Consider the following 18281-nt stretch of genomic DNA (forward strand, 5'->3'; position numbering starts at 1 on the left):
GTAGCGCTCGCCGGCTGTACCAGCGGCGGCAAGGCGTCGACGAGTGACGCGAGCGGAACGGTCGAACTGACCATGCTGACCTTCGAGACCCCGAACCTGCCCGCCTCGCTGTGGGACTCGGCGATCGCCCGGGTGTCGCAGAAGGTGCCCGGGGTGAAGATCAAGAAGCTGGTCACCCCGAACGTCGACCGGACGACGTACGCCAAGCAACTGGCCAGCTCGGGGCAGCTGCCGGACATCATGATCGCGGTGAACCCGCAGGGCTTCGCCGAGGGCGGTCAGCTGGCCGAGTTCGGCAAGGACGAGCTGAAGGACTTCGCCAGCCCGGAGTCCGGCGCGATCAACGGCAAGATCTACCAGCTGCCGACCAATGCTCAGCCGCAGTCCCTGCTCTACTACAACAAGGCCGACTTCACGAAGGCAGGCATCACCGCTCCGCCGAAGACGTGGGCCGACTTCCTGGCCGCGTGCGCGAAGCTCAAGGCCGCGGGCATCACCCCGATCGCGGTCGGAGGTGGCGGCCAGGACACGTTCGCCAGCATGTACACCTGGGTCGGCACGGTCGGCACCGACGTCTACCTGTCCGACCCGGACTTCTCGAAGCAGATCCGGGACGGCTCGAAGACCTTCGCCGACCCGCTGTTCGTGAAGGCCACCGACAAGGTCGCCCAGCTGGCCAAGCTCGGCTACCTGGACAAGCAGGGCACCAGCCGGTCGTACGCCGACCACGAGAAGGCGTTCCGGGCCGGCTCCGCCGCGATGTACCCGATGGGTTCGTGGTTCGCCGCCTCGGCCGACAACGACAAGCCGAAGTTCGACGTGGGCGTGTTCCCTTGGCCGTCCGACGACGGCAAGGCGGTCGTGCCGAACCTCACCGGCGGTGGGCTGAGCGTCAGTGCGAAGGCGGACAACGTCGATCTGGCGAAGAAGTTCGCGCTCGAGTGGACGAAGGACAAGGAGACCTCGGACGCCTTCACCCGGGCGGACGGAACCTTCAACACCGTCGCGGGCTACCAGCCGCCGGCCGACATGGGTCCGCTGTTCAAGGCGACGCTTGCCTTGTACAACCAAGCCGTCAAGGACGGCACCGTCACCCCGGCGCTGTCGATCGAGCAGGGTGACAACGGCCTGCCCGCCGACCTGACCGTGCCGGTGCAGCAGATCGCGGTCGAACTGCTGAACGGGAAGTCCGACGCCCAGGCCGCCGCCGCCAAGCTGGACAAGGAATACGCCGCACTCAAGTAGTGCGGCAGCCGACGAGGAAAGGTAGTCGATGCTGCGGCCAAGCAGGCCACCGAAGCGCCGGGAGTTGCCGTCCGTGCTGCGCCGGGCGCGGGAGTTCTCCGGGTTCGCTCTCCCCGGGTTGTTCCTCTACGGGCTACTCGTGCTGGTTCCGATCGGATGGACCGTCGCCCAGGGGTTCACCGACCGGAACCGGTTCGACCCGCAGACCAGTTGGGTCGGGCTGGACCAGTTCCACCGGCTGCTCGAGGACGACCAGTTCTGGCTGGTGCTGAAGAACACGTTCGTGGTGACCGCGATCGTGGTCGTCGTACCGAATGTGCTTGGCCTCGGCATCGCGCTGCTCCTGGACCGCGAGTCGTTGCTGTACCGGCTGCTGCGGTCGGTCTTCTTCACGCCCGTGATTCTCAGCGGGATCGTGGTCAGCGTCATCTGGCAGAGCGTGCTCCGGCCGGACGGCGTACTGAACAAGGTGCTGGCCGACGCCGGCGTCGAGTCCGCGCCGGGCTGGCTGTCCGACCCGTCGATCGCGCTGTACTCGATCAGCGGGATCCTCAGCTGGCAGATGCTCGGCTTCTGCGTCGTCGTCTACCTGGCCGGGCTGAACGGCGTACCGAAGGAGTTGTACGAGGCGGCGATCGTGGACGGCGCGGGCTGGTGGCGCCGGTTCGGCTCGGTCACCTGGCCGATGATCGCGTCGGCGGTGACGATCAACACGGTGATGCTGCTGATCAGCGGCTTCAAGGTGTACGAGCACATCCTCGTGCTCACCAATGGCGGACCGGGGCGCAACACCACCGCCTCGATCGCCTTCGACGTGATCGAGAAGGGAGTCCGCGGCGACCGGATCGGCTACGCCGCGGCGGAGGCCACCATCATGCTCTGCATCATCGTCGTCCTCAGCGGCGTCGTCCTGCGCCTGCTGCAACGGCGGGAGGTGCAGCTGTGAGGAACTGCTTCGGGACCGCACGCCCGATCGCCGCGGTCGCCCTGGCCGCGCTGTTCTTCTTCCCGGTGTACGTCGTCGTGATGGGCATGCTGAAACCGCCGAGTGAGATCCAGTCCTCGCCACTCGGCCTGCCGACGCCGCCGACCGGAGCGAACCTGGGCGCCGTACTCGGCCGCGAGGACGGCCTGTACTGGTCGGCGCTGCTCAACAGCGTCCAGATCACCGTCCTCTCGGTCCTGGCGCTGACGTTGCTCTCGGCAATGCTGGCGCACTACCTGGTCCGGTCCACTGCCCGCTGGACGCGGCCGGCACTGCTGATGCTGCTGGCCGGCCTGATGATCCCGCCTGCCGTGATCCTGCAACCGGTGACGCAGGTGCTCGGCGCGGCCGGCCTGATGAACTCCGTCGTCGGCGTGGTCTGCGCGAACGTCGCCTACTACCTGCCGTTCGGCGTGTTCGTCTTCTCCGGCTTCATCGGCACGGTGCCGGTCGAGATGGAGGAAGCCGCGAGCATCGACGGCGCGAGCCGGTTCCGCCTGTTCTGGCAGGTGGTCTTCCCGACACTGCGCCCGGCCGCGGCGAGCGTGATGATCTTCCTCGGCGTCTGGGTCTGGAACGACTTCCTCACCCCGCTGATCGTCCTCGGCCCGGAGTCCGGCACCACGGTCACCGTCGGCGTCTACCGATCGGTGGGGGAGTACTCGACGAACTTCGGCACCCTGTACGCCTTCTCGTTCCTGGCGTCGTTGCCGGTACTGCTGTTCTTCGTCGCCCTGCAGAAGCAGTTCGTCGCCGGTCTCACCGCGGGGGCGGTCAAGTGACTGTCTTCTTCGAGAACCGGGTCCTGCTGCTCACCACGCCCGGTACGTCGTACTCGGCGTACCTCGGCGACGACGACATCCCGATTCACACGCACTGGGGCAACCGGATCACGCCGGCCGACGCGGCGTACCTGGCGACGAGTACGGCGGCCCGGTTGGCCGCGGAGTGGCCGAGCTTCCGGTCGCCGGCCAACGGCCATGAGGAGTACCCGCTCGACGGACGCCTGCAGTTCGGGCGGGCCGCGTTGTCGCTCGGCTTCGGGGACGTCCGTAGTACCGAGTGGTCGTTCGCGGGACATGTCGTCCACGACGGACGTGAGCTCGAGCTGCTGTTCGACGCCCGCGAGGTCAGGATCGGCCTGCATTACCGGGTGTACGACGACTGCGACGTGATCGACCGGTGGGTGACGCTGCGGAACGAGTCGGGTGATGCGGTCGATGTGCATCGGCTCGATTCGGCCGCCTGGGTGATGCCGGAACAGGCGCAGTACCGGATGTCGCATCTGACCGGGCGGTGGGCGGCCGAGACCCGCCTCGGCCGGACCGATCTGGCCGAGGGGCGGTTCGTGCTGGAGAGTCGACGGGGGATCACGAGCCACCACGTCAACCCGTGGTTCGCGATCGACGACGGATCAGCGACCGAGGAGCACGGCGAGGTTTACAGCGCGGCACTGCACTGGAGCGGTTCGTGGCGGCTGCTGGCCCAGCGCGAACTCGATGAGCCGGTGCAGGCGCTGTTCGGCTGGGGCCACGAGGACTTCGGCCCGCGCCGGCTGGAGCCAGGAGAGCAGCTGCGGACGCCGGTGACCTCGGGTCTGTTCAGCACCGGCGGTTTCGGTATGACGAGCCGCGCGTGGCACTCGTTCGCACTCAGGCACGTGTTGCCCCGGGCAACTGAGGTCCGTCCGGTGCTGTTCAACTCGTGGGAGGCGACCGAGTTCGACGTGGACGAGGCGAGCCAGGTCGAGCTGGCCACGCAGGCGGCCGACCTCGGCTGCGAGCTGTTCGTGCTGGACGACGGTTGGTTCGGCCAACGGGTCGACGACCGCACCGGGCTGGGAGACTGGTCGGTGAACCCGGACCGTTTTCCGAACGGGCTGCAACCGCTGATCTCCAAGGTCCACGCGCTCGGCATGGGCTTCGGCCTGTGGGTCGAACCCGAGATGGTGAATCCTGACTCCGACCTCTACCGCGCCCACCCGGACTGGGTCTACCACTTCGACGAGCGCGATCCCGCGCTGATGCGCAACCAGTTGGTCCTCAACCTGGCCCGGCCGGACGTCGCCGACTGGGTTCTTGGTGTGCTGGACGAACTGCTGAGCACGAACGATCTCCAGTTCGTGAAGTGGGACATGAACCGCCCGTTCACCGACACCGGCTGGCCGGCCGAACCCGACCGGCAGGGGCGGATCTGGTTCGACCACGTGACGGCGGTGTACGCGATCATCGGCGCGCTGCGAGCGAAGCATCCCGGGGTCGCGATCGAGGCGTGCTCGGGCGGTGGTGGCCGGGTCGACCTCGGGATGATGGCTCGCACCGACCAGTTCTGGACCTCGGACAACACCGACGCGCTGGATCGCCGCTACATCCAGCACGGGTTCAGTCAGGTCTATCCGGCCCGCACGATGTCGTGCTGGGTCACGGATCTGCCGACGTTCATCAACAAGCGTCAGGTCCCCCTGACCTACCGCTTCCACGTCGCGATGGCCGGCGTACTCGGAATCGGTGGTGATCTGACCGAATGGTCGGCCGACGAACTCGCGTTGGCGAAGTCGCTGATCGCCGAGTACAAGGACATCCGGCATGTCGTGCAGCACGGATCGCAGTACCGGCTGGGTGAGCCTGGTCGATCGGCGTCGGCGGTCCAGTACGTGACGGCTGATCGCACGGAGTCCGTCGTACTCGTGTATCAGGAGGCGCAGCAGTACGACAGTGCGCCGCGACCACTTCGCCTGCAGGGCCTGGACGCTTCAGCGACCTACCAGGTCGGTGAGACGTCGGTGTCGGGTGCTCTGCTGATGAGCCACGGGTTGTCGCTGACCTTGACCGGTGATTACGCGAGCCAGGTCGTCGGCTTGAGGTCAGCCGTCGAGGTGGTTGCGTAGGGCATCGAGGTTGGTGTCCCAGTCCCGGGCCAGTGCGGCGAGGAACTGCTGCGCCACCTGCATCGGCGCGGACTGGAGCCGGTAGCGGACACGGCGACGTTCGCCGTGTTCGGCGGTGACGAGGCCGGCCTCGGACAGCAGCGTGAGGTGCTTGGCGATCGCCTGCCGGGTGATCGGCAGGCGATTCGCCAGGTCGGTGGCGGTCGCGGGGCCGCCGGCGGCCAGGGCGGCCAGGATGTTGCGTCGGCTCGGGTCGGCCAGGGCCACGAACACCTGCTCCGCGACCGCCTCGACGTCGGGTGCTGACGGCGTACCGGACTCAGGCGGCATCGAGGTAGTCGACCAGTTCGCCGAGTTCGTGGGTCCAGCCGGTGCTGTTGCCGCCGAACGCCTTGTCGTGTGCCTCCTGCGGCAGTTGGGCGAAGCCGGACTCGACCACGGTGAGCCGGGTGCCGGTGCCGGTCGGCTCGAGGGAGAACTCGACGTACGTCCGGCGCGGGTCGTCCGCGGGCAGTCCGTAGATGTGCCAGGTGAACGCGAAGACCGTCGGCTCCTCGACACGCTCCAGGGTCAGCTCGGCGGTGTCACCGCTGGTCCAGGTCAGCCGCGCCACACCGCCCGGCCGGAGATCGATGGTCGCCTCGTTCCCGAACCAGGTGCCTAGGCCCTCGGCTGTGGTCAGCGCGGTCCACACCTTCTCCGGCGGGTGGGCAAGCTCCAGCACCCGCTCGATCCGATCGGGAAAACCCACGACGACCTCCATTGCAACCGTATGGTTGCTTGGACTATAGCGCGCCGAAAGGATTCAGCCGATGACCGCGTTCGACTGACACCTCAGCGGGGGATCGGGGTGCCTGTCGGCGTGTACTCGACCAGGAGGACGCGGTTGTCGAGGACGCGCTGACCGGAGAGGGTCAGCTCGGACTCGTTCAGCCCGTCGTACGCCCACTCGCGGCCGGTCGGGCCGCAGAACAGCGGGAACACCATCAGCCGGAGGTTGTCCAGCAGACCCGCGTTGACCAGCTGCTTCACCACCGACATGCTGCCCATCGTGCGCAGCGGTACGTCGCTCGTGTCCTTGAGCGCTCGCACACACGTGACCAGGTCAGTGGACTCGATCGTCGTGTTCGGCCACTCGACGGACTCGAGCGTCCGCGAGAAGACGGTCGTCGGCAGCTTCGTCATCCGGTCCCAGTCGTTGTCCTGCACCGCCGCCGGCAGTCCGGCCAGCATCTCGTAGGTCTTGCGTCCCATCAGCACGTGCTGCGGGGCGGCAGACTCCTCATCGATCCACTGCTGCAGCTCCGGCCCGAGATACCCGAAGTACCCGGGCGACTCAGCTCCGCGGGCCCAACCGTCCGCAGAGATGAACAGGTCAGCAGTAACCGTGGTTCCCATCTCGAACACCTTCCGTAGCCGAGGTCATACCTTTCCCGCAACGTCGGAGCACCCGCCGGAACTTCGACATGCCCTAGCTTGGCCCAGTACGCGGTCAGGACAGCTCAGCATGAACCTCGATCCGGCCGATGATGGGGCGGTGACGGGATTTCGGTCGGCGCTCGAGGTCAGTCGTGGGTTCTATGCCGAGGTGATCAGGCCGGTGGTGCAGGTTCCGCACGCGGCCGGGTTGCTGGGGTGGGGATCCGACGTACTGGGGTATGACACCGAGCGGTCGACGGACCATGGCTGGGGTCCGCGGTTGCACGTGTTCGTCGACGACGTCGAGCCGGTGCGTGAGGCGATCGAGGCCAATCTGCCGGAGGAGTACGACGGTTACGCGGTGCGGTTCGGGTGGGATGCGCACGAGCCGACTCACCACATCACCGTCACGACGCTGTCCGGCTGGCTGGTCGATCATCTCGGATTCGATGCCAGCAAGGGCGTCAGCCTCGAGGATTGGATGGTCACGCCACAGCAGCAGTTGCAGGGTGTGGTCGCAGGTGCGGTGTACGCCGACGACGGTCGGCTCGAGCCGGTCCGGGCTGCACTGCAGTGGTATCCGGACGAGCTGTGGCGCTGGTTGCTCACGTGTCAGTGGTCGCGGATCGCGCAGGAGGAGCCGTTCGTCCAGCGCGCGCACGAGGTCGGCGACGAGCTGGGCTCCCGCGTCGTCGCGACCCGGTTGGTCCGGGACCTGATGCGCCTTGCGCTGCTCCAGTCGCGCGCCTACGCGCCGTACACGAAATGGCTCGGTACGGCGTTCGCCCGGCTCGGGCACGCGGACGGATTGGACCGAGTGCTGGCTGAGGTGGTCGCGGCCGGCGACCACGCCGATCGGGAGCGCGCCCTGACCACGGCGTACGGGCTGGTCGCGCGGCGCCACAACGCGTTGGGGATCACGCCCGAGGTCGATCCGTCACCACGCCAGTTCTTCGACCGCCCGGCGATGGTGCTCGGCGCCGACCGCTTCGTCGACGCCTGCCAGGCCACGGTTACCGACCCACGCGTGCGGGCGCTCGGGATGTTCGGCGCCATCGACCAGTTCGCCGACAACACCGATCTCCTCAGCAACCCATCGGCGTACCGGAAGCTGATCAGCGCCTTTCGCCCTCCAGCGGGAGCCTGATCCCTCCGGAGGGGGAGGCGCGGCGCGCCGAAGCCGACAAGACTCGGGACCGTGAGCAACCCGCAACCGCCGCGATGGGCGGTGAGAGCCGCGCACCTCGCCGCCCTGACCACTCTGCCTTCCTGCATCTGGCGGCTGGCCCTCGCGGCCGGCTTCGACCTCGGCTACCACCCGGCCTGGATCGCGGAGAACGCGAGCAGCGTCGGCGATCGCGCGTACCTCGTCGTACTCAGCCTGCTCACCGAAGGTCTGGCCTTGCTGACACTCGGTCTGGTCAGCCCTTGGGGTGAGCGGCTGCCGGCCTGGATACCGGTCCTCGGTGGTCGCCGCGTGCCGCCGAAGGCTGCCGTCGTACCCGCCTCGATCGGGTCGGTTGCGCTGTTGCTGCTGTGGAGCCCGAACCCGCTGATGTTCACCGATCTGTTCTACGACCCGCTGGAACCGCAGGGCGGCTGGCAGATCCTGATGGGCTCCGTCTACCTCCCGCTGGTCCTGTGGGGACCGTTGCTCGCCGCCGTCACGCTCGCGTACCACCGGAGGACGGTCGCCGGACATGAGCCGGTCCTGGAGGAACCCGGTACTAGGATCGGTGGGCAATGAGCGGTCAGGCGAGGTCGAAGCTTTCGCGCGTACTCGAGGATCTCGGGCGGACGTTGCTGGATGTGGTCGCGTCGCCGGGGAAGCTCGACGCGGAGCTGACCGGCGTACTGATCTACGACCCGGACGACGAGTTGGTGGTCAGTCCGGGGGAGTTGGTGCTCGGGGTCGGCGTCCGGGACGCGGAGACGACGATCGAGTTGTTGCGGCGGCTCGGTGAGTGCGGTGCGATCGGGCTCGTCGTGAAGCATCCGGTCGAGACCTCCGAGGCGGTCGTCAGGGCGGTCCGGGAGAGCTCGGTCGCGCTGCTCGGGCTGACCCGGGCGGCGTCGTGGTCGCACGTGGCGGCGCTGCTCCGGACGATGTCACTGGCCTCGGCCGACATGGTCGGCGGCACGGACGACTTCGCGGGCGCACCGGCCGGCGATCTCTTCGCCCTCGCGAACGCGGTCGGCGCCCTGCTGGACGCGCCGGTCACGATCGAGGACCGGGCGTCGCGGGTGCTGGCGTTCTCCGGGCATCAGGAGGAGTCCGACCCCGGCCGGGTCGAGACGATCCTGGGCCGTCAGGTGCCGGACCGGTACACCCGGATGCTGCACGAGCGTGGCGCGTTCCGGGAGCTCTTCCACGGCGACGAGCCGGTGTACGTCGAGGCGCTGACCGACGAGATGCTGCCCCGCGTCGCCATCGCAGTGCGCGCGGGCAACGAAGTACTGGGGTCGATGTGGGCCGTCGCCCGGGAGCCACTGACCGCCGATCGTGCCGCGGCCTTCGCCGACTCCGCGCGGATTGTTGCCTTGCAGATGCTTCGGGCCCGGGCCGGCGCAGATGTCGAGCGACGGCTCCGCGCCGACCTGGTCGCTACTGTGCTCGAAGGTGGCGCGGGTGCGTCTGAGGCCGCCCAGAGACTCGGTCTGGCCGACGGCCGGCTGTGTGTGATGGCAGCTCAGGTCCTCGAGGGCGACGCGGCTGACAACGAGGCCGCTTCCCAACGGCTGCGCGATGCGCTGGCTCTCCACTTCGCCGCGGTCCACCCGAGGTCGGCGGCCGCTCTGGTCGGCGGGGTCACGTACGTCGTCCTCCCGGCCGGCCACGGTTCGACGCGAACGGTGCTGAACGACGATCGCGACATCATCCGGCTGGCCGAGGACTTCCTGGCCCGGATCGGTGCCCGCGCCGACGCGGTGATCGGCGTCGGCCGGACGACCGAATCGCTCGCCGAGGTCGCGCTGTCCCGCCGGGAGGCGGACCGGGCGCTACGGGTGTTGCAGGCGGACCGCCGCGGCCGCCGGATCGCCCGCTTCGACGACGTCCAGGCCGAGTCACTCCTGCTCCGGCTCGCCGACCTCGTCACCGAGGACGGCGAACTGCATCTGGGACCGCTGGCCACGCTGATCGAGTACGACGACCGGCACGAGATCGGCTTCGTCGACACCCTGGTCGCCTATCTCGATGCCTTCGGCAACGTCGCGGACGCGGCTGCCGCGGTCCACCTGCACCCCAACTCGTTCCGCTACCGCCTGCGCCGGCTGTGCGAGATCAGCGGCCTCGACCTGGACGACCCCGACGTCCGGCTGGCCACCATGTTGCAACTGCGGCTTCGCCGGCTCGCCGGGGACGCATGATCAGGAGAACGCGACCCACTCCACTCCGGTCGTGATCTCGTCCAGCCAGTCGCGGTCGATGTCAATACCAAGCCCGGGACCGGTCGGTACGGTGACATGCCCGCCCTCGAGCACGAACGGAGTAGTCACGTCGCGGGCGTAGTACCGGTTGGAGGCGCTGGTGTCACCGGGCAACGTGAAGCCCGGCAGGGCCGCCAGCGCCACGTTGGCCGCGCGGCCGATGCCCGTCTCCAGCATGCCGCCGCACCACACCGGGACTCCGTTCGCGGCGCACACGTCGTGAACCCGCCGGGCCTCGAGGTAGCCGCCGACCCGACCAGGTTTGACGTTGACCACCGAGGTGGCTCCGATGGCGATCGCATCCGCCGCGGACCGTGCCGAGGTGATCGACTCGTCCAGGCAGATCGGCGTCGACATCATCCGGGCCAGCTCGGCGTGGCCGCGCAGGTCGTCCTCCGGCAGCGGCTGCTCGATCAGCGCGAGGTCGAAAGCGTCGAGCTGCGCCAGGTGCCGGGCATCCCGGACCTCGTACGCCGTGTTGGCGTCGACCTGCAGGATCAGGTCGTCACCGAACCGCTCCCGCACCGCCCGCACCGGCTCCAGATCCCAACCGGGTTTGATCTTGAGCTTGATCCGTACGTACCCCTCGGACAGATAGCCGCCGACAGCCTCGAGCAGTACGTCGACCGACGCCATGATCCCGACCGAGACCCCGGCCGGCACGGACGGCTTGACCGCACCGAGGTAGTCACCGAACGACACGCCTGCCGCCTTCAGTTGCGCGTCGAGCACCGCGGCCTCCAGCGCCGCCTTGGCCATCGGATGGCCGTGGTACGGCGCCAGCACCTCGGCGATGAGCGGAGCAGTGATCGGCCCGGCGGCGGCGACCGCGGGGAGCAGGAATCGACGCAGTACGTCGGCCGCACCGTCGACGTACTCGGGGGAGTAGACCGGCTCCGACATCGCCACGCACTCGCCCCACCCCTCACTGTCCGCGGTCACCACGCGGAGCAGCAGTATGTCGCGATGGGTCTGCGCACCGAAGGACGTCTCGAACGGAGCGACCAGCGGCAGCCCGATCCGCCGCAGCTCGACACCTGTGATCTTCATCGGTTCTTCTTCCTCTCCCTCGTGAACACGTACCAGCCGTCCTTCGTCACTCCGGCCACCTGCGCCCCGCTCGCCAGGACCTCCTCGAACGCTGCCCGGACCTCCATTCGCCAGACCTGCGCGAGCGCCGGGTCGTCCAGCCGCATTCCCTCGATGTCAGCCGGTACGGCGCACCGGATCGTCGGCCCGTCCGGCATCGCCAGCCGGCGCGGCCGCCCGTCACCATCGGTGTCGAGGATCGTCGCGCCCGCTGCCACAGGTGTCTCGATGTGATTGCCCGCCGCGGCCGCGATGACGTCGGGAGCCCGCAGCGGCCAGCGCACCAGGAGCCGGTCGCTGCCCTGACCGGCGTTGACGCCGTCAGCCATCTCGCCGTAGAAGTCGACGAGGTACGACACCACGTGCGCGCCGAGCTTGGTCAGGTTGAAGTACGCGTTGCGGCGGACGAGCGGGTCGAAGGTCCATGCGATCGACTCGATCCCGCGCTCCAGCGACCAGGCCCGCTGGTGCAGCTTCAACGCCCAGCCGACCTGCCGGCCCCGGACCTCGGACACGACGCCGGTGATGTGCGAGTGCAGTTCGGCGGACGAGCCGGGACGGTTGGCCAGGAATGCGGCGGTGACACCGACCAGTTCGTCGTCCAGGAAGGCGCCCGCGACGTACGCACCGGCGTGCGACAGCGCGCGCATCAGGTCGCCCGACACCGGTGGGCTGGCCGGTCCGGTGCGCCAGACCCGCCCGAGGAGGCGTTCCGCGTCGCGATGCTCGATCGGCTCGTGCAGCTCGCGAATGGTCAGGTCCCGGGCCCGGGCGACCGCGTCGGCCACCTTCCGGGCCTCGCGCACCTCGGCCTCGAGCACGGCCGTCATCCGCGCGCTCCGGCGGCGATACGGTCGATCAGTCCCGTCAGCAGCCGCGTACGTTCGCCGAGCGCGGCGACGTCGGCCCACTCGTGGACCGTGTGCGCACCGTTGCCCACGGCACCTAGTCCGTCCAGCGTCGGGATCCCGAGTCCGGCGGTGAAGTTCCCGTCCGACCCGCCGCCCACGTGAGCCCCTTCCAACGGCGGCAGACCGAGCTCGCCCGCAACGTCCTGCGCGAGGGCGAACAGCTCCGCCGACAGGCTCTCTTCCAGCGGTGGGCGATTGATCCCGCCCAGCACCTCGATCGACACGCCGTCGACCGGGCTCGGCAGCGCCCGGATCGCCTTGTCCACCCGCTCCTGCTCGTCCTTGCTCGCGGCCCGCACATCGATCGCGAGGGACGCGGTGTCCGGAACGGTGTTGATCGTCACGCCCGACCGGGCCACCGTCGGAGTGACGGTGGTCCCGACCGAGGTGTCCGCGAGATCGCTGACCGCGAGGATCGCCTGCGCGAGCGCCAGGCTCGTGTTGGCACCCTTCTCCGGCTCCAGGCCGGCATGCGCCGCCCGTCCGGTGAACACCAACTCGTAGGTCGACACACCCTTGCGAGCCGTCTTGAGCCTGCCGTCGACGCTTGCCTCGAGCACCAGTACGGCGCGACTCCGCGCCGCCGCCGACTCGATCACCTCACGGCTGGCCGGGGAGCCCAGCTCCTCGTCCGCGGTGACCAGCAGGCCCACGTCGTCGCGGGCAGTGCAAGCAGCCATCGCATGCACGGCCTGCACCAGTCCCACCTTCATGTCGAACACGCCGGGCCCGTAGACGCGCCCGTCGATCACTCGGTACGGCGTCTGCTCGAGCGTGCCGATCGGGTGGACCGTGTCCAGGTGCCCGAGCAGCAGGACGGCCGGGTCGGCCGGTCCGAACCGGAGGACCGGCCGGCCGCCGGCCCCCGTCCGGACCGGTGCCTGGCCGAGGCGCGTCGTACCGATGCCGGTCAGGACATCCGCGCAGCGGTGCAGGGCGTCGAGGTCTGACGACGGCGACTCGCAGCAGATCAGCCGCTCGAGATCTGCCAGCATCAGGTCGTGCATCGGGGTCGTCCTTCCGCGGTGGTCGTCATGAGCCGTCCAGCAGTCCCCACTGCTCGGTGTTGTAGGTCGGGAACGCGAGACTGTTCTCCCGGATGTTGCCGATCTTCGCGCTGTAGGCCAGGAACGACCGGTTCTGGTAGAGCGGCAGGACCGCGTAGTCCGAGGACACGATTTTGTCGGCCTCCTGCAGATCCTTCGTCGCGAGGTCGGCGCTGGTCGCGGACAGCGCCGCGTTCAGCAGTTTGTCCACCTTCGGGTTGCCGTAGTTGTTCAGGTTGAACCGGCAGAAAGTGACCCCAGCCGGACAGCTCAGGTAGTAGGGGATGTTGCTGGTGGCCGAGAACGGTGACTGCGTCACGGTGCCCACGGTCAGGTCCCAGTTGCCGGCCTGGACTCCGTCGATCGTGTTCGGCACCGGGGTGGACTTGACCTGGAGGCCCAGCGGCGCGACCGCCGCCTGCACGAGTTGCGCCTCGCTGGCACGGAGCTTGTCACCGGCCTGGACGATGAACCGCAGCGTCGGTACCGGCGTACCGTCCGGAGCGACGACCTTCGACCCGACTCCGGTGTAGCCGGCGTCGGTCAGCGTCTTCTTGGCCTTCTCCACGTCGCCGATGCCGTACTCGTTCGCCGAGTCCACGTCCGAGTAGCCCGGATAGCCCTCGATGAAGAGGTGACTGCGCAACGGTTTGGCCGTGGGGTCGAACTGCCCGATCGTCTTGTCGATCACGCCCTGCACGTTGACGGCCTGGATGATCGCCTTGCGCAGCGCGATGTTCTTCAGCGCCGGCGCGTTCAGGTTGAGCCAGACCTGATGGACCGACGCGCCGGGCGTGACCTGGTACTTCACCCCGGGCAGGTCGTCGACCTGCTGGACGATGTCGACCTGTGGGTTCGGGTAGATCACGTCGACCTCGCCGTTGGCCAGTGAGGTCGGCTGCTGCGAGACGTCGGTGATCAGGCGGAACACCAGCTTGTCGAGGTTCGGCGCCTTGCCGTACCACTTGTCGTTGCGGACCATCACCACCGAACCGTCCGAGGTGTACTCCTGGATCTTGAACGGCCCGGCCGAGAACTTCGGCACGTTCTTCGCGAACCCCTCGTTGAAGCTCTTCTCCAGCCCGGCCGGCGTCGTCACCGACCCGTACGTCGCGGCCACGTGTGCCGGCAGGATCGGGGAGAACAGTGCCTTCCAGTCGACGTACGACTGGTCGAACACGACCGTCACCGTCTTGCCGCCGTTCGACCCGGTGACCGACTTGATCCGGTCGTACCCGGCCGTGTTGGACGCCTGGCACTTCGGGCACTGGCGCGGATCGAGCACCCGCCAGGTGTAGGCGAAGTCGTCGGCCGAGATCGGCGTACCGTCGGACCAGACCGCCTTCGGATTGAGCGTGTAGCGGATCGTCTGCGGTGAATCGGCGACCTTCTCGACCTTCGTGGCGACCGGCTCGTTCGGGGCCAGCGATCCGTCCGGCTGGATCAGGAACACGCCTGGCAGCAGCACGCTGGAGATGTCCAGCACCGAGTACGTCGCGCCGCCCGAGTTCAGCACGTTCCAGTTCGAGATCGGGTAGGTGATCGTGTAGGTCACGGTGCCGCCGGATCGTACGGTGGCGGTGTTCGCGGTGTTGAGCGGATCGGACACCCGGCCGTCGCCGGAGTTCGTCGTACCGCCGCCGCCGCTGCACGCGGCCAGCAGCAGTACGGCGGCACCAGCGGCGGCCGTGACTGCGGTTCGCAAAGCCATGTCGGCTCCAGGGGATGAGAAGGATCAGGAACGCAGCTGGGCCACGGCCTGCGCGGCCGCCCAGCCGATCAGCCCGTCGAACTGCGGGGCATTGGGAGCCGGATCGGCGGCCCGGGTGAAGACACCCACGGCGTACCGGCCGCCGTCGGGGAACTCGACCACGCCGACCTCGTTGCGGACCAACGGCAGCGTGCCTGTCTTGCCGCTGACCGTGATGTCGTCACCGGGGAATCCACTGCTCAGGCGGTGCGGCCAGACCTGCTTGCCCATCCAGCCGCGGACCAAGGCACAAGCCTGCGGATCGGCGGCCTCGTCCCGCCAGATGGCGGCCAGCAGACTGGTGATCTCGTCCGGCGTCGTCCGGCAGGTCCCGGCCGGATCGAGTGCGCGCAGCGCGCGCAGCTGCTCCACCGGTACGTCGGCCAGCTCGCGTTCGTCGTCGGTGTAGCTGATCGCGAGGTCGGCCTCGATCGACGCCAGGATCTCCGCGCAGTTCTGCGGTACGGCGGTCCCCGGCAACCCGAGCTCGGCCAGCAGTGCGGCCACACGGTCCTTGCCGACCCGATCGATCACGAGGTCAGTGGCCACGTTGTCGCTGATCACCATCATCAGCAGGGCGAGGTCGTCGTAGGAGATGAGCGTCGGATCGCGGTGCATGGCCAGCCCGTACGGCGAAGCGACGAGGCCCTCGGCCGGCACCGTGATCCGTTCGGTCAGATCCACCTCGCCCGCCACGGCCTGACGCGCGAGTTCGAGCGCCACCGGGACCTTCAGAACCGAGGCGGTGACCACCGGCGTCTCCGCGTCGACGCCGACCGTCCGGCCGGTGGTGAGATCACGCGCATGCAACCAGATCTCGGCGCCGAGCTCACCGGCGTACGCGCGGATCTCGTCCGGAGTCGACGCGGTCGCGGTGACCGGCGTACGAAGCTTGGTCGGGACCGACCTCAGATTGTCGACGAGGATCCGCGCGACGGATCCCACTGCCGCGTCGACCGCGGGGAGACGGTAGTCCGGGTCGTCGGTCCGGACGAACGACGCGACGGCGTACCGGCTTCCGTCGGGAGTTCGGACGACACCTGCCTCGTTCCGCCAGAACCGGAGCGTGCCGGTCTTCGCGCTGACGATCGTGCCCGTCTCGGTGAACGCGCTGCGGAGTCGATGCGGCCAGGCTTGCCCCGCGAGAATGCGACGCATCTCCGCGCACTGTTCGGGAGGCGCTGCCTCGTCGTTCCAGATCGCGGCGAGCAGCCTGGTGATGTCGCGGGGCGTCGAGGCCTGCAGGGTGCGCGCGGGATCGATCGCCCGGGCGGCTCGCCAGGCCTCCAGTTCGAGCTCGTCGGTGTCGGGGATGTCGGCGTAGATGGTCTGGTAGATGTCGTCACAGGTGCCGTCGACCCGGGTCGCGGTCAGTCCGAGCTCGCGCACGGTCGCGTTGATCGACTCGGTGCCGAGCAGGTTGACGAGGATGTCGGTGGCCGCATTGTCGCTGACGCTCATCATCCAGTACGCCAGATCGCGCAGCGACAGCTCGATCGGGCCGGCCATCACCGACAACCCGGTCGGCCCGGCCGAACGACCGTCGACCGGTACATCCATCCGCGTCGCCGGATCGAGCCGACCGTCGCCGAACCGGCGGAACAACTCCACCAGTACGGGGATCTTGAACACACTCGCCAGGACCACCGGGGTGTCCTCGCCGTACCCGGCTTCCTTGCCGGTGGTGAGGTCGACCGCGTGCACCCAGGCCTGCGCATGCACAGGCCCGAGCACCTGCTCCAGCTGTTCCTTCATGCCTTCTCCTTCGCGGGGCTACTGGCCACGGCGCAGCGCGCGGCCGGGCAGGTTGCCGGTGGGTACGCCGCCGGCGAGCGCGACCGTCCCGTTGACGACGACGTGCCGCATGCCGACGGCGTACTGGTGCGGTTCCTCGTACGTCGCCCGGTCGGCGACGGTCCCGGCATCGAACGCGATCACGTCCGCATAGTTGCCCGGAGCAAGCACACCGCGATCGCGCAGACCGAGGTTGCCGGCCGGCAGACTGGTCATCCGGCGGACCGCCTCGGGCAGGCTCAGCAGCGACTCCTCGCGGACGTACCGGCCGAGGATGCGGGCGAACGTGCCGTACGAGCGCGGATGCGTCGCACCGTCCGAGTACGGCGCCTCGGTCGCGAACGTCTGCGCGTCAGAACCGACCGAGACCCAGGGATTGCGCAGCGCGCTGCGCAGCACGTCTTCGTCCATCATGAAGTACATCGCACTCAGCGACGGTTCCTGCTCGACCAGGCGACAGAGCATCTCGACCGGATCCTGGCTGTCGGCGTCGGCCGCCTGCTGCAGGCTGAGTCCGCGGTACTTCGCGACCGGGCCGTTCGGATCGGGGAGCAGCATCACGCCGTCGGCGCCGCCGGCGGCGAGGTAGAGGTTCTCCCAGCGCGGGGAGGGCGTCACGACCGCTTCCCGGATCCGGGCCCGCTCGGTGGGGTCGGCCAGGCGTGCGGCGAGCGCCTCATGGCCACCGTCGTGGAAGTCCGGCGGGATCGACGCCCCCAGCGAGGTCTGACCGGCCAGGTACGGATAGATGTCCGCGGTGACCGGCTGACCGGTCGCGCGGGCCGCCTCGACGCGCTCGATCGCCTGCGCCATCTTCGGCCAGTTGTGCCGTCCCGCCGCCTTGAGGTGGTAGATCTCCGCGTGGACCCCGGCGCGGCGGCCGATCTCGATCAGCTCGTCGACGGCCTCGAGGAAGTGGTCGCCCTCGCTGCGCATGTGCGAGATGTACATGCCACCCCGCTTGGCGATGACCGTGGACAAGGCAACCAGTTCGTCGGTCGAGGCGAAGCAGCCGGGTGGGTAGATGAGGGCGGAGCCGATCCCCAGGGCGCCGTCGGCGAGTTCCTCGTCCAGGATGCCGGTGACGTTCGCCAGTTCGGCCGCGGTCATCGGGCGGTCGTCGGCGCCGGCGCCGATCATCCGCAGGTTGTGCGCTCCGACGAAGCTGGCGACGTTCTGGACGACGCCCTTGGTCTCGAGGTGAGCGAGGAACTCCGAGAGCCGGTCCCAGACCAGCTCGGGGTCGCCCGCGTCGCGGGTCGCTTCGAGCTCGGCCCGGATCGCCGGGGTGAACGGCCCGATCGAGATCCCCTCGCCGAAGATCTGCGTGGTGACGCCCTGGTACAGGTCGGACAGTCCGCGGCCGTCGCGTTCGAGGGTGAAGTAGGAGTGACTCAGGACGTTCACGAAGCCCGGCGCGACTGCCAGACCGGTCGCGTCCAGGACCTCGGCGTCCTGGTCGTCGCGGGCCAGATCGGGCCCGATCGCGACGATGCGGTCGTTCTCGATCACGACATCGGCGGCCCGGCCGGGGCCGCCGGTGCCGTCGTGGACAGTACCGCCTCGAATGATCAGAGTCGTCGACATGCGAGCATCCTGAGCCGCTGCGACGGCCGCGGTACTCGTCCAATCGGCCGAAGTCGGCGCCGATCTTGTGTGCGATACGACGAAGAGCCGACCTGGACCGACCGGCTGCACTGGGCTGCGAGGTCCGGACGACGACACG

The 18281-nt window shown here is 68.7% G+C and carries 16 protein-coding genes; 7 read left to right on the top strand and 9 right to left on the bottom strand.

Annotation, left to right across the window (positions count from 1 at the left end; genetic code table 11):
• The first annotated feature begins 72 nt into the window (after positions 1-72).
• From ACGFH6_RS10760 to ACGFH6_RS10775, 4 genes are read left to right on the top strand one after another with little or no spacing between them, the layout of a single operon-like run.
• Positions 73-1245: an extracellular solute-binding protein gene (locus tag ACGFH6_RS10760; RefSeq protein ID WP_393382445.1), complete on the top strand. Its 1173-nt coding sequence runs from the start codon at positions 73-75 to the stop codon at positions 1243-1245.
• A gap of 28 nt (positions 1246-1273) precedes the next feature.
• The gene (locus ACGFH6_RS10765) at positions 1274-2191 is read left to right on the top strand and encodes a carbohydrate ABC transporter permease (RefSeq protein WP_393382447.1); all 918 of its coding nucleotides are present in this window, start codon (positions 1274-1276) and stop codon (positions 2189-2191) included.
• A complete protein-coding gene (locus ACGFH6_RS10770; protein WP_393382449.1) occupies positions 2188-3012 on the top strand; it encodes a carbohydrate ABC transporter permease in 825 nt (274 codons plus the stop codon). Before ACGFH6_RS10765 ends, ACGFH6_RS10770 begins: the two co-directional genes overlap by 4 nt.
• A complete protein-coding gene (locus tag ACGFH6_RS10775; RefSeq protein WP_393382451.1) occupies positions 3009-5117 on the top strand; it encodes an alpha-galactosidase in 2109 nt (702 codons plus the stop codon). Before ACGFH6_RS10770 ends, ACGFH6_RS10775 begins: the two co-directional genes overlap by 4 nt.
• Here the strand turns inward: ACGFH6_RS10775 and ACGFH6_RS10780 are convergent.
• The 3 genes from ACGFH6_RS10780 to ACGFH6_RS10790 all read right to left on the bottom strand — a co-directional run bounded on the left by ACGFH6_RS10780 (position 5094) and on the right by ACGFH6_RS10790 (position 6515).
• Positions 5094-5447 (bottom strand): ArsR/SmtB family transcription factor, encoded by a 354-nt coding sequence (locus ACGFH6_RS10780; RefSeq protein WP_393382453.1) that lies wholly within the window; start codon positions 5445-5447, stop codon positions 5094-5096. The two genes, ACGFH6_RS10775 and ACGFH6_RS10780, sit on opposite strands and share 24 nt — an antisense overlap.
• Positions 5437-5868: an SRPBCC domain-containing protein gene (locus ACGFH6_RS10785; protein WP_393382454.1), complete on the bottom strand. Its 432-nt coding sequence runs from the start codon at positions 5866-5868 to the stop codon at positions 5437-5439. Before ACGFH6_RS10785 ends, ACGFH6_RS10780 begins: the two co-directional genes overlap by 11 nt.
• Positions 5869-5951: 83 nt before the next feature.
• Positions 5952-6515, bottom strand: coding sequence for a dihydrofolate reductase family protein (locus ACGFH6_RS10790; protein ID WP_393382455.1), 564 nt, complete (start codon positions 6513-6515; stop codon positions 5952-5954).
• Between the two features lie 139 nt (positions 6516-6654).
• Here ACGFH6_RS10790 and ACGFH6_RS10795 point away from each other — a divergent pair, with 139 nt between their 5' ends.
• Genes ACGFH6_RS10795 through ACGFH6_RS10805 form a run of 3 tightly spaced genes read left to right on the top strand, consistent with a single transcriptional unit; the run spans position 6655 to position 9905 of the window.
• A complete protein-coding gene (locus ACGFH6_RS10795) occupies positions 6655-7683 on the top strand; it encodes a DUF4037 domain-containing protein (RefSeq protein ID WP_393382457.1) in 1029 nt (342 codons plus the stop codon).
• 51 nt (positions 7684-7734) lie between these two features.
• On the top strand, positions 7735-8283 hold the full coding sequence (locus tag ACGFH6_RS10800) for a hypothetical protein (protein ID WP_393382458.1): 549 nt from the start codon (positions 7735-7737) through the stop codon (positions 8281-8283).
• Positions 8280-9905 carry a helix-turn-helix domain-containing protein gene (locus tag ACGFH6_RS10805; protein WP_393382460.1) on the top strand — a complete coding sequence of 542 codons (1626 nt, stop codon included), beginning with the start codon at positions 8280-8282 and terminating at the stop codon, positions 9903-9905. Before ACGFH6_RS10800 ends, ACGFH6_RS10805 begins: the two co-directional genes overlap by 4 nt.
• Here the strand turns inward: ACGFH6_RS10805 and menC are convergent, their stop codons facing one another.
• The 6 genes from menC to ACGFH6_RS10835 are packed head-to-tail and all read right to left on the bottom strand — an operon-like array spanning position 9906 to position 18142.
• A complete protein-coding gene (menC, locus tag ACGFH6_RS10810; RefSeq protein WP_393382462.1) occupies positions 9906-11015 on the bottom strand; it encodes an o-succinylbenzoate synthase in 1110 nt (369 codons plus the stop codon).
• Positions 11012-11884 (bottom strand): GNAT family N-acetyltransferase, encoded by an 873-nt coding sequence (locus ACGFH6_RS10815; RefSeq protein ID WP_393382464.1) that lies wholly within the window; start codon positions 11882-11884, stop codon positions 11012-11014. The genes menC and ACGFH6_RS10815 overlap by 4 nt, the downstream gene beginning before the upstream one ends.
• Positions 11881-12972, bottom strand: coding sequence for a M20 family metallopeptidase (locus ACGFH6_RS10820; protein WP_393382465.1), 1092 nt, complete (start codon positions 12970-12972; stop codon positions 11881-11883). The genes ACGFH6_RS10815 and ACGFH6_RS10820 overlap by 4 nt, the downstream gene beginning before the upstream one ends.
• A 25-nt stretch (positions 12973-12997) precedes the next feature.
• Positions 12998-14722: an ABC transporter family substrate-binding protein gene (locus ACGFH6_RS10825; RefSeq protein WP_393382467.1), complete on the bottom strand. Its 1725-nt coding sequence runs from the start codon at positions 14720-14722 to the stop codon at positions 12998-13000.
• Positions 14723-14746: 24 nt separating this feature from the next.
• Positions 14747-16516 (bottom strand): serine hydrolase, encoded by a 1770-nt coding sequence (locus ACGFH6_RS10830; RefSeq protein WP_393382469.1) that lies wholly within the window; start codon positions 16514-16516, stop codon positions 14747-14749.
• An 18-nt stretch (positions 16517-16534) separates the two neighbouring features.
• A complete protein-coding gene (locus ACGFH6_RS10835) occupies positions 16535-18142 on the bottom strand; it encodes an amidohydrolase family protein (RefSeq protein WP_393382471.1) in 1608 nt (535 codons plus the stop codon).
• Positions 18143-18281 lie beyond the last annotated feature (139 nt).

The sequence above is a fragment of the Kribbella sp. NPDC049227 genome, assembly GCF_043197265.1.
In the GTDB taxonomy this organism is placed as follows: domain Bacteria; phylum Actinomycetota; class Actinomycetes; order Propionibacteriales; family Kribbellaceae; genus Kribbella.

Coding starts and splice junctions, on each gene's coding strand:
- ACGFH6_RS10820 (WP_393382465.1), bottom strand. CDS start 12,972: ATGCACGACCTGATGCTGGCAGATCTCGAGCGGCTGATCTGCTGCGAG.
- ACGFH6_RS10815 (WP_393382464.1), bottom strand. CDS start 11,884: ATGACGGCCGTGCTCGAGGCCGAGGTGCGCGAGGCCCGGAAGGTGGCC.
- menC (WP_393382462.1), bottom strand. CDS start 11,015: ATGAAGATCACAGGTGTCGAGCTGCGGCGGATCGGGCTGCCGCTGGTC.
- ACGFH6_RS10790 (WP_393382455.1), bottom strand. CDS start 6,515: ATGGGAACCACGGTTACTGCTGACCTGTTCATCTCTGCGGACGGTTGG.
- ACGFH6_RS10830 (WP_393382469.1), bottom strand. CDS start 16,516: ATGAAGGAACAGCTGGAGCAGGTGCTCGGGCCTGTGCATGCGCAGGCC.
- ACGFH6_RS10765 (WP_393382447.1), top strand. CDS start 1,274: ATGCTGCGGCCAAGCAGGCCACCGAAGCGCCGGGAGTTGCCGTCCGTG.
- ACGFH6_RS10780 (WP_393382453.1), bottom strand. CDS start 5,447: ATGCCGCCTGAGTCCGGTACGCCGTCAGCACCCGACGTCGAGGCGGTC.
- ACGFH6_RS10825 (WP_393382467.1), bottom strand. CDS start 14,722: ATGGCTTTGCGAACCGCAGTCACGGCCGCCGCTGGTGCCGCCGTACTG.
- ACGFH6_RS10760 (WP_393382445.1), top strand. CDS start 73: ATGCTGACCTTCGAGACCCCGAACCTGCCCGCCTCGCTGTGGGACTCG.
- ACGFH6_RS10805 (WP_393382460.1), top strand. CDS start 8,280: ATGAGCGGTCAGGCGAGGTCGAAGCTTTCGCGCGTACTCGAGGATCTC.
- ACGFH6_RS10835 (WP_393382471.1), bottom strand. CDS start 18,142: ATGTCGACGACTCTGATCATTCGAGGCGGTACTGTCCACGACGGCACC.